At 73.5% G+C, this 10,148-nt stretch carries 11 protein-coding genes; 6 read left to right on the forward strand and 5 right to left on the reverse strand.

Annotated features, from left to right (window positions below; translation table 11 throughout):
- Positions 1 to 318, forward strand: a 318-nt coding sequence (gene sodN, locus AB7J25_RS28295) for a superoxide dismutase, Ni (protein WP_428514009.1), incomplete at its 5' end; no start/stop codon positions are given.
- Positions 319 to 504: 186 nt separating this feature from the next.
- Here sodN and AB7J25_RS28300 read toward each other — a convergent pair.
- Positions 505 to 1,710 (reverse strand): globin domain-containing protein, encoded by a 1,206-nt coding sequence (locus AB7J25_RS28300; RefSeq protein ID WP_428514011.1) that lies wholly within the window; start codon positions 1,708 to 1,710, stop codon positions 505 to 507.
- Positions 1,711 to 2,015: 305 nt separating this feature from the next.
- On the reverse strand, positions 2,016 to 2,336 hold the full coding sequence (locus AB7J25_RS28305; protein ID WP_428514013.1) for a GYD domain-containing protein: 321 nt from the start codon (positions 2,334 to 2,336) through the stop codon (positions 2,016 to 2,018).
- 410 nt (positions 2,337 to 2,746) lie between these two features.
- On the opposite strand from AB7J25_RS28305, the gene AB7J25_RS28310 reads away from it, so the two are divergent.
- The gene (locus AB7J25_RS28310) at positions 2,747 to 5,368 is read left to right on the forward strand and encodes a helix-turn-helix transcriptional regulator (protein ID WP_428514029.1); all 2,622 of its coding nucleotides are present in this window, start codon (positions 2,747 to 2,749) and stop codon (positions 5,366 to 5,368) included.
- Between the two features lie 78 nt (positions 5,369 to 5,446).
- Complete coding sequence (locus AB7J25_RS28315; RefSeq protein WP_428514015.1) at positions 5,447 to 5,845, forward strand: nuclear transport factor 2 family protein; 399 nt, start codon at positions 5,447 to 5,449, stop codon at positions 5,843 to 5,845.
- A gap of 83 nt (positions 5,846 to 5,928) precedes the next feature.
- Here the strand turns inward: AB7J25_RS28315 and AB7J25_RS28320 are convergent, their stop codons facing one another.
- A complete protein-coding gene (locus AB7J25_RS28320; protein WP_428514017.1) occupies positions 5,929 to 6,294 on the reverse strand; it encodes an ArsR/SmtB family transcription factor in 366 nt (121 codons plus the stop codon).
- Between AB7J25_RS28320 and AB7J25_RS28325 the strand changes: the two genes are divergently transcribed.
- The 3 genes from AB7J25_RS28325 to AB7J25_RS28335 all read left to right on the forward strand — a co-directional run bounded on the left by AB7J25_RS28325 (position 6,293) and on the right by AB7J25_RS28335 (position 8,488).
- Positions 6,293 to 7,303, forward strand: a complete 1,011-nt coding sequence (locus tag AB7J25_RS28325; protein ID WP_428514019.1) for a cation diffusion facilitator family transporter — start codon at positions 6,293 to 6,295, stop codon at positions 7,301 to 7,303. The two genes, AB7J25_RS28320 and AB7J25_RS28325, sit on opposite strands and share 2 nt — an antisense overlap.
- 73 nt (positions 7,304 to 7,376) lie before the next feature.
- Entirely contained in the window at positions 7,377 to 7,964 is a 588-nt protein-coding gene (locus AB7J25_RS28330; protein ID WP_428514021.1) for an acid phosphatase, read from the forward strand.
- Positions 7,961 to 8,488 carry an N-acetyltransferase family protein gene (locus AB7J25_RS28335; protein WP_428514023.1) on the forward strand — a complete coding sequence of 176 codons (528 nt, stop codon included), beginning with the start codon at positions 7,961 to 7,963 and terminating at the stop codon, positions 8,486 to 8,488. Before AB7J25_RS28330 ends, AB7J25_RS28335 begins: the two co-directional genes overlap by 4 nt.
- Here AB7J25_RS28335 and AB7J25_RS28340 read toward each other — a convergent pair.
- Both AB7J25_RS28340 and AB7J25_RS28345 read right to left on the reverse strand, forming a co-directional pair.
- Positions 8,476 to 9,045, reverse strand: coding sequence for a hypothetical protein (locus AB7J25_RS28340; RefSeq protein ID WP_428514025.1), 570 nt, complete (start codon positions 9,043 to 9,045; stop codon positions 8,476 to 8,478). The two genes, AB7J25_RS28335 and AB7J25_RS28340, sit on opposite strands and share 13 nt — an antisense overlap.
- A 143-nt stretch (positions 9,046 to 9,188) precedes the next feature.
- Positions 9,189 to 9,626: a hypothetical protein gene (locus tag AB7J25_RS28345; protein ID WP_428514027.1), complete on the reverse strand. Its 438-nt coding sequence runs from the start codon at positions 9,624 to 9,626 to the stop codon at positions 9,189 to 9,191.
- Between the last annotated feature and the right edge of the window lie 522 nt (positions 9,627 to 10,148).

Raw genomic sequence — 10,148 nt, forward strand, 5'->3', positions numbered from 1 at the left:
ATCGAGGCCGAGTCGGTCAAGGCCATCCAGGAGAAGTACCAGGCCAACGAGGATCCGGTGTTCCGCGCCCGCGCCATCGAGATCAAGGAGCAGCGCTCCGACCTCGTGAAGCACCACCTGTGGGTGCTCTGGACGGACTACTTCAAGCCGCCGCACTTCGAGAAGTACCCGGAGCTGCACGAGCTGTTCAACAAGGCCACCAAGGCCGCGGGCGCCGGGGGCACCAAGGCGTCGACCGACCCCGCCACCGGCCAGGCGCTGCTGGACTACATCGCCCAGATCGACAAGATCTTCTGGGAGACCAAGCAGGCCGCCTGACCCAGGCGCTGACAACGACGCTGACCAGCGGGAACGACCTCCCGTCGGTCAGCGTCGTTTCTCGTCTCCGGGGGTTCTCCGACGGCCCGGCGACGGTCAACGGTACCGACGGCGCATCGCGCCCCCGCTCGTTGAGCGGGATCACGCCCCGGCGAGCGCGCCCGCATCTCCGACGCGATGATCGATTCAGTCGAGATCGGCCTGCCACAGGTCGGGGCCGAACACCTCGTACTGGATGTCGGCCGTCGCCACGCCGCGCTCCAGCAGCGAGCTGCGGATCTTCTCCATGAACGGGATCGGGCCGCACAGGTAGTACCCGGCGTCGGCCGGGAGGGTGACGTCGTCGAGGTTCATCAGGCCCGCGTGGGCACCGTCGACGGGTTCGTAGCTGGTGGCGCCCTTCTCGTACCAGAGGTGGATGGCGGCGTTCGGTAGCGCCAGCACGTCGCTCACGACCTGGCGGCGCAGAGCGAACGTGCCCTCGTGCTCGTCGGCGTGCAGCAGCATGATCGGCAGCGACGAACCCGCGGCGGCCAGGTGGGAGAGCATCCCGGCCATCGGGGTGATGCCGATGCCCGCGCTGATGAACACGATGGGCTGCCCCGAGTCGTCCAGGACGACGTCGCCGTAGGGGACCGACATCGACACGACGTCCCCGATCTGCAACTCCTGGCACATCAGGTTGGATACCTCGCCGGGCGGCGTGCCGTTGCCCCGCACCCTCTTCACCGAGATCTGCCGGTGCATGCCGTCGTCGGCGCGGGTGAGGCTGAACTGGCGCGGCTGGCGCACCCCGTCGGGCACGGGCATGAGCACGGTCACGAACTGGCCGGGCAGCGAGGTCTTGACCAGCCGGTCGTCGATGCGTGTGAACACGAACGTGACGACGTCGGGCGTCTCCTGGATGCGTCGCTCGACCGCCCACTCGCGCCACACCGTCTCGGGGCGCACACCGCGGGCGCTGTAGAGCCCGCGCTCCTGGTTGATCAACGCGGTGGCCATCGACCAGTAGACCGTGCTCCAGGCGGCGGCGACGTCCTCGGTGACGGCGGCGCCCAGGACGTCGGCGACGGCGAGCATCAGGTGGTCGTGCACCACCGGGTACTGGTCGGGCCGGACCCCGAGCGAGGCGTGCTTGTGCGCCACCCGCGACAGCAGCTTCTGCGGGGCGTCGCCGCCGGACACGAGAGCCCCGGCGTACGCGGCGACCGCCGCGGCGAGGGCCTGCTGCTGGGCGCCGTCGGCCTGGTTGCCGCGGTTGAACGTGCCGTCGAGCAGTTCCGGGTGAGCGGTGAAGAGCCGCTCGTAGAAGCGGGCCGCGATGGCCTGGATGTGCTCACCGACCACGGGAAGCGTCGCCTCGATGATCGACCGGGACGTGGATGAGAGCACGGGCGACTCCTCACGTATCTCTGGCCATATTGAATTGAATGGACAGATCTCAAGCGGGCAATGACATCGTCACGGCGCTAATAGAGCCATGCCGCTACGCAACGGGCGCAGCGAAGGCAGGCGTGACGGCGCCCGGAATAGGCCGAGAGTTTCGTCAATAGATGATCACGATACTCGCTGAGGCCGCACACGAAGGGAGGTGACCGACGTTGTCGGCATCATCCGGAAGTGAGCGGAACGAGCCACCGTGCGTCCGGTGTGACTGCGCCACTCGCCTCGGAGAGGAACGGTTGAACCGCGTGCGATCACGCCGGTCCGGCGGACTTGGCGAGGTGCACGTCGCCCTTCAGATGCTGCTTGAACTCCTCCGCCGTGAGCGCGGCGTAGACCGTGCGGGTCGAGGTGCCTCGGGTGCTGAGATCGATGTTCATATGCACGACGGTGCCGGTATCCGGCGCCTCGATGATCGACAGCACATCCCATTCGCCGAGCAGTGCGTACTGCGCGACGACCGTGCACCCCATCTTGCCGATCTCCTCGGCGACCGTGTCCAACCGGTCGGGGTTGTGGTGCATCGCCTCGTGGCCCTTGGTGGTCAGCTTGTTCAGCATGATGTAGGTAGCCATCCGACCTTTGCTCCTCGTCACAACAGTGCGGGATCAGCGCAGTCGCAGGCTAGGAAGCCCGACGGTGGCGGTCAATCATGTCCCACTGGGCGGATGCCGGAGCCTCCGGAGGTGATCGGAACACGGCGGTGCCGATCATTGCGGACTCCGTGCAGCCATCCTGGGACGGCGGGTTCTGATCCGGGTCGGTGTCCGATCGTCGTGGATGCATTCGTGGTTGGGCAACTGGCGTAGCCGTAGTGAGTTCGAAGGAATCGTCCGGGAGACGCGGGCAGATCGCCGTCTCCGCGCCCCCGAAGCGGCGCCGACCGGCAGGGACGACCTCCCGCCGATCGACGGTCCCCGTCGACCCGTCCTCCCGAGCGGCTGCCCATCCGCGGCGGGCGTCGATACGGTTCACGTCCGTGAACATGCCGTCGAGCATGGCGTCCGCGCAGTCGGTGGGACGGGCCGCCGAGCGCGCCGCGCTGGGCGAGCTGGTCGAGCGGGCCCGGGCCGGTGACGGCGGTGTGGTGCTGCTCGGCGGCGAACCCGGCATCGGCAAGACCCGGCTCGCCGAGGACACGGCGGCCGCCGCGGACGGGCTGACCGTCGCCTGGGGCAGGTGCCGGGAGATCGCCGAGGCGCCGCCGTACTGGCCGTGGGCGCAGGTGCTGCGCGGCCTCGGATCCGCGGTCCCCGACCCTGCCGCGGGCGACCGGTTCCGCTTCTTCGAGGCCGTCACCGGGCTCCTGGAGCAGGCGGCGGCGCGCAACCCGCTGCTCGTCGTGCTCGACGACGCGCACCGCGCCGACGAGGGGTCGCTGCGGCTGCTCGGGTTCGCCGCCGACCAGCTCTGGCCCGCGCCGGTCGCGATGATCGTGGCCTACCGCGACGCCGAGGCCGGCCCGACGCTGCAGCGGCTGCTGACCGAGCTGGCCACGTACCGCCGGTGCCGGCGGCTCCTCCTCGACGGGCTCTCGGCCGCAGAGGTGGCGGCGTTGCTGCGCGCGACCCCGGCCGCGTCGCGCGCGGGCCAGGTGCACGACCGCACCGGGGGCAACCCGTTCTTCGTCGGCGAGGTGGCCCGGCTGCTCACCGCCGGCGGCGCGGAGATCCCGGCGACCGTGCGCGACGTCGTCCGCGGCCGGGTCGCGCTGCTCCCGGCCGACACCCGCCGCGCGCTGGACGGTGCGGCGGTGCTCGGCCGCGACTTCACCGACGCGGCGCTCTCGGCGCTGATCGGCGAGGGCCCGGCCGCCACGGCGACCTCGTTGCGGCCCGCGGTCGAGGCGCACCTGTTGAGCGGCGACGCGGTCGGCGGGCGACGCCGGTTCGTCCACGCGCTGGTCCCCGAGACCCTCGCCGCCCGGATGGAGCCGTCACGACGGATGGCCCTGCACGCCCGCGCGCTCGCGGTGCTGCCGTTCAGCACGGTCGTCGAGCCCAGCCAGATCGCGCACCACGCCCTGGCGGCCCGCGGCGTCGTCGGAGCGGACGACGTGCTGGCCGCCGTGCGCGGCGCCGCCGAGGATGCGGATCGCCGACTGGCCTGGGAGGACTCGGCGAGCTGGTGGCGCCACGCGGCCGAGCTCGCGGTGGCGGCGGGCGCGTCGCCGCAGGTGCACGCCGGGATCCAGCTGGCGCTCGGCCGGGCCGTGCTGCGCTGCGGCGACGCCGACGAGGCCCGGACCCGGTTCGAGGCCGTCGCGCTGGCCGCCTGCGGACGTGGCGACGGACCGGTACTCGCCGCGGCGGCGCTCGCCGTCGGGGACACGGTCGCCGAGATCTCCCCGGACCGCGCGCTGCTCGCGTTGCTGGACGAGGCGCTCGGCGCGGCGGACGTGCCACCCGCCCAGCGGGTGCGGCTCGCCGCCCGCCGGGCCATGACCCTCTACTGGACACCGGCGGGCCGCGACCCGGCTCGCGCACAGGCCGCGCGTGCCGTCGCCGACGCCGAGGCCCTCCGCGACGACGCCGTGCTCGGCGCGGCGCTCATCGCCCGCCAGTTCACCCTCCGCGGGCCCGACGACCTCACCACCGGGATCGCCGCGGGCGAGCAGCTCCTCGCGCTGGCCGAGCGGCACCATGACGAGGAGCTGCGCTTCCGGGCCTGCCAGTGGGTGATCCCGGTCCGGTTCCACGCAGGCGACCTGCTCGGTACTCCCACCGCGGTGGACAGCGCCGACGGCATCGCCACCGCACGGCGCGACCCGTCGCAACGCTGGTGGGTGCTGCTGTGGAGAGCGCTGCTCGCCGGGTTCGCGGGCCGCGACGCCGACGCCGAGCGGTACGCGATCGACGCCCGCACCCTGGGCCGCCGGCTCGGGCAGCCCGCCGCCGACGTCTACGCCGTGGCCCAGCTGCTGCCGCTCTACCGGCGGGCGGGCCGCGTCGCCGAGCTGGAGCCCGAGCTGCGCGAGCTGGTCTCGCGGTTCCCCGGCCTGCCGACGCTGTCCTGCGACCTCGCCCTCGTGCTGGCCGACACCGGCCGGACCGAGGAGGCGACGGCGCTGGTGGAGGCGCTCTCCGCCGGTGACTTCGCCGCGCTGCCCCGCGACCAGCTCGTGCTGGCCAGCTGGGCGTTGCTGGGCGAGACGACCGTCGTGCTGCGCGACGCGCGGCGGGCCGCACCGATCGCCGTGCGGCTCGCGCCCTACGCCGGACGCAACCTGATCCAGGGCGTGCCGGTCGGCTGGGGCAGCGCCGCCTGGTACCTCGCCCGGCTGGCGCACGTCTGCGGCGACGCGCACGGCGCGCGGGCCCACGCGGCCACCGCGGCCGCGCTGCACGAGCGGTGGGGGGCACGCGCCTGGGGTCCGGCGCTCGCCGACCTGGCCGCGCCCGCAACGGCCGTCCACGGGCTCAGCGCCCGCGAGCGCGAGGTGCTGGCGCTGCTCGCCGCGGGCGCCACGAACCGGGCGATCGCCGAGAAGCTCTACGTCAGCGTGCACACGGTGGAGCGGCACGTCGCGAACATCTTCGGCAAGCTCGGCCTCCACAACCGCGCCGGGGCGACGGACTGGGCGCACCGGCACGGGATGGTCGGCTGAGTACATGGTTTCCGGGACGCGCCCGGCGCGACGTCCCGACCAGCATCGCCGGTGTCCGATCCACGATGGGAGACACCGATGGACACCAAGATCCAGACCGTCCAGGACGTCTACGCGGCGTTCGGCCGCGGTGACGTCGAGGCCATCCTCGCCGTGCTCACCGACGACGTCGACTGGGCCTCCGAGCCCGAGTCCTCGATCGCCCCGTGGCACGGGGTGCGCCGCGGCAAGGCCGAGGTGCCGAGCTTCTTCGTCGCGCTCGCCGAGGGCCTGAAGGTCACCGAGTTCACCCCGCTGGCCTTCACCTCCAGCGACACCGACGTGATGGCGGTGATCCGCTTCGGGTTCACCGTGCTGGCCAGCGGCCGCAGCGGCGAGATGGACCTGCACCACTGGTGGCGCTTCCGCGACGGCAGGATCGCCTTCTACCGCGGCACCGAGGACACCGCGCTCACCGCGCAGCTGCTCACGCCCTGAACGACGGTCGAGAGGAACACCAGCGGGCTCTCCCGCGCGCCGGACCCCGCTCACGTTCCGCTCGGCCACAGCGCGGGCGACGCTCAGGGGTGCTCCGGCGCCCCCGTCACGCGGTGGTCGGCCGCCCCGAGCGCCTCGGTGAGCAACCGTCGCACATGCCCACCGCGGACGGAGTAGACGGCGCGGCGACCCTCGCGGCGGACGCCGACGAGCCCGGCGAGCCGCAGCTTCGCGAGGTGCTGCGAGACCGCGGGCCGGGCGGCGCCGACGGCGGCGGCGAGGTCGGTGACGTCGCGATCCCCCGCGCCGAGCAGCCACATGATCCGCAGGCGGGTGGGGTCGGCGAGCATCCGGAACGACTCGACGGCGGCCTCGACGCGGGCCACGTCAGGTAGCTCGCCCGCCAACTTGCCATCATGTGCGTACACGAGCACGTATATTGGCGCCATGAGCCCCACCGCGCACGCCGGACACGCGGGGCGCGGCCACGGCCACCCGCACGGCCACCCGCCTGTCCGGCGTGCCCGCCGTGCCTGGCACGCCGTCACCCACCTGCTCACCCCGCACAGCCACGACACGGCCGACCGCGTGGATCCCGCGATGGCGGCCTCCGCGGCGGGGATGCGCGCACTGTGGATCTCGCTGGCCGTCCTCGGCGTGACAGCGGCCGCGCAGGCCGCGGTCGTCGTGGCGTCCGGGTCGGTGGCGCTGCTGTCGGACACCCTGCACAACGTCGCCGACGCGCTCACGGCCGTACCGGTCGGGATCGCGTTCCTGCTCGGTCGCCGCCCGGCCACCCGCCGGTTCACCTACGGCTTCGGCCGTGCCGAGGACGTCGCGGGGATCGTGGTGGTGGCGGTGATCCTCGCGTCGGCGCTGCTCGCGGGCTGGGAGTCGGTGCGCCGCCTCGGTGAGCCCGCGGACGTCCGCTTCCTCGGCGCGGTGGCCGCCGCGGCCGTCGTCGGCGCGATCGGCAACGAGATCGCCGCGCAGGTGCGGATCCGGACCGGGCGACGGATCGGCTCGGCCGCGCTCGTGGCCGACGGCCTGCACGCCCGCACGGACGCGCTGACGTCGCTCGCGGTGCTGCTGTCCGCTGGCGGTGCCGCGCTGGGCTGGCGCTGGGCCGACCCGCTCGTCGGGCTGCTCATCGCCGCCGCGATCCTCGCCGTCACCTGGAGCGCGGGTCGGCAGGTCCTGGCCAGGCTCATGGACGCCGTCGACCCCGGGCTGGTGGAGCGGGCAGGCACCGCCCTGGCGGAGGTGCCGGGCGTCGAGCGGGTGGACCGGGTCCGGCTGCGGTGGATCGGGCACACCCTGCACGCGGAGGTCGACCTGGCGGTCGCGGCGGGCGCGACCGTCGAGCAGGCACACCGCACCGCCCACGCCGCCGAGCACCACCTCACCCACGCCGTGCCCCGGCTCACCGCGGCGACCGTGCACACGCACCCGGCCTGATCCTCCCGGCGAGCGTGCACTCCGTCGGCCGGGCACCGGACCCGGCGCACGCTCGGCGCGTAACGTCCCGCCCGTGACCGGTCGCGTCCTGCTGCTTCGCCACGGACAGACGGAGTGGTCGGTCTCCGGCCGCCACACCGGACGTACGGACATCCCCCTCACCCCGCGCGGGCGGGAGCTGGCCCGGGCCGCCGGGTCGGTCGGCGGCCGGCTGCTCGACGGGCGCCCCGCGCTCGTCCTGACCAGCCCCCGCAGGCGGGCCGCGGAGACCGCCGAGCTGGCGGGCCTGCACGTCGACCGGGTCGACGACCGGCTCGCCGAATGGGACTACGGCGACTACGAGGGCCTCACGACCGCCCAGATCCGCGAGCACGTCCCCGGCTGGACGGTGTGGACCGACCCCTGCCCGAACGGCGAGACGGCCGAGCAGGTGCAGGCGCGCGCGGACGCGGTCCTCGCCGATGCCCGGGCCGCCGCTGGGCACGGCGATGTCGTCCTCGTCGGGCACGGCCACTTCTCGCGGGTCCTGACCGCCCGCTGGATCGGGCTGCCGTCGACCGGGGGCGTCCGGTTCGCGATGGACGCCCCGGCCTGGACGGTGCTGGGCGACGAGCGCGGGGTGCCGCAGGTGGCGCACGCCAACGTCGGGGTGCCCGCGTGATCCGGGACGTGGAGCCGCGCGACGTCACGGCCGTCGTCGAGCTGGTGCACGAGCTCGCGGCCTACGAGCGGGAGCCTGCGTCCTGCCACCTCACCGCCGAGCAGCTGCACGCGGCGCTCTTCGGGCCAGGCCCGGCGCTGTTCGGGCACGTGGCGCTCGCCGGGGACGGCGAGGTCGTCGGCTGCGCGCTGTGGTTCCTCAACTTCTCGACCTGGAGGGGCGTGCACGGCGTCTATCTCGAGGACCTCTACGTCCGGCCCGCGCACCGCGGTGCAGGCCTCGGCCGCGCGCTGCTGGTCCGGCTCGCCGAGGTGTGCGTCGAGCGCGGGTACGGGCGGCTGGAATGGTCGGTGCTGGACTGGAACGCGCCGTCGATCGCCTTCTACCGCTCGCTCGGCGCGGTCGCCATGGACGGCTGGACGGTCCATCGCCTCGACGGGGACGCGCTCGCCGAGCTGGGGCGGACCGCGCCGGCCGGTCGCCGTGCCGAGCGGACGGCGTCGCCCGCAGGTCAGGACGCGTAGACGGTGCTCCCCGCCGGACCGGCGGTGTGGGAGAGCCGCTTCGCGTAGCAGGACGTGCGCGAGAGCCCCTCGGCGCGGCACCAGGCGAGCGCCTCGGCCGACGTCGCGAACCCGCGCGGCGCCACGAGGACGTACCAGCCGGGCTTCTCGAAGCTCGTGTAGTCCGCGGACGCGACCAGCAGTGCCCCCGGCCGGTCCGCCACGACGGTGTCGCGGCGGCGCAGGACGTCGTCGGCGGAGGCGACGTCACCCGGGCCCGTACCGATGCGGACGGCGTGCAGCTGCGGCACCCAGCGCTCGGCGAGCGCGTCCGCCGCGGGCCGGTCGGTGCGGACGCGGTCGTCGAGGCGGCCCTGCGCGACCGAGACGGGCGGGACGACCACCGGGCCCTCCGACAGCTGCGGCTCCGGCGTGCGGTGCAGGTAGGCCACGACCACGAACGTCGCCGCGAGGACGACGGCGAGCACGGCCGCGACCAGGGCCACCGTGCCGCCGCGGCGCCGGCGTAGCTCCGGCGGCGGCGCGGTGAGCCCGAACGGCGGCGGTGCGCTCGACACGGGCTGGTCCGCGGTCCATCGATCGCCCAGGCGGTACGGCACGAGTCACCCCCACGGTCGTGCCCTGCGTCCGACGAGTGTCCCGGCCACCCGGCCGCGCGTCACCCACACCGGGGCGACCGTTCGCGATCGGTAAGAGGCGCTCAGCGCCCCTCGGTCTCCACCCACTGCCGCGCGGCCTCGCCGATGAGCAGCAGGAAGCAGGACGCGACGAGCAGACCGGCCGCGATCCCGATCAGCGGCTCGCGCGAGGGGCCGATGAGCGAGTAGACGACCGGCAGCAGCAGCAGCTGCGTGACGATCGCAGGGGTGCGTGCCCAGTGGCCACCGACGACGAGTGCGCGGGCGACGGCGAGCAGCGTGGCGCCGATCAGCAGGAAGAACGCCGCCTGACCGAGGACAAGACCGAGCGAGGAGAACGTGGACACCCCGCGGACGGCCAGCGCGACGGCGAACACGAGCGCGGCCAGCCCCTCCACTCCGACGAGCCATCCGGCGCACCTGACCTGCCACGGAGCGCGCGTTGCGACGGCCCGCCCGCTGGTCGGACCGCTGTCCGGACCCTCCTGCTCGGTGCTCACGGGCTCAGAATAGAGTTGCGCCGACCCTCCCGTCGGGTGCCCGCCATCGTGCAGGAGACGCAGCTCGTCGCACCGACGAGCAGCCGATGCACCCGAATCGGTGACAGACCGATCCATTCACCGCCGCTTTCGGACCGTCGAGCCGCTCGGGGCTCGCCCTTGTCCGGTTCGTGACTCATGGTGGTCGAGGACAAGCGAACGGCTGCGGGGAAGTCTCCCGCACGGTCCACGGCAGAACGGGTACCCGGTCCGCGGTGGGCGAAGTCGAGGGCCGGACGGCGCGATCGTCGCCTCGGGAACTCCAGTTCCCGGAAAGACGTTGCGACGGACGAGTGCCACGGCCACCCTGGTGAGAGCCTCGACATAACAAATTGATCGCGCTCGTGAAAACCTTCACAAGCGCGTATAGAGTGAGATGACCGATCGGCGCGACCCCGATCGCGCACGCACGAGGAGCAGAGCAACCATGGACTGGCGTCACCGCGCAATCTGCCGCGACGAGGACCCCGAGCTGTTCTTCCC

The sequence above is a fragment of the Pseudonocardia sp. genome (assembly GCF_050246655.1).
Classification (GTDB): Bacteria; Actinomycetota; Actinomycetes; order Mycobacteriales; family Pseudonocardiaceae; genus Pseudonocardia.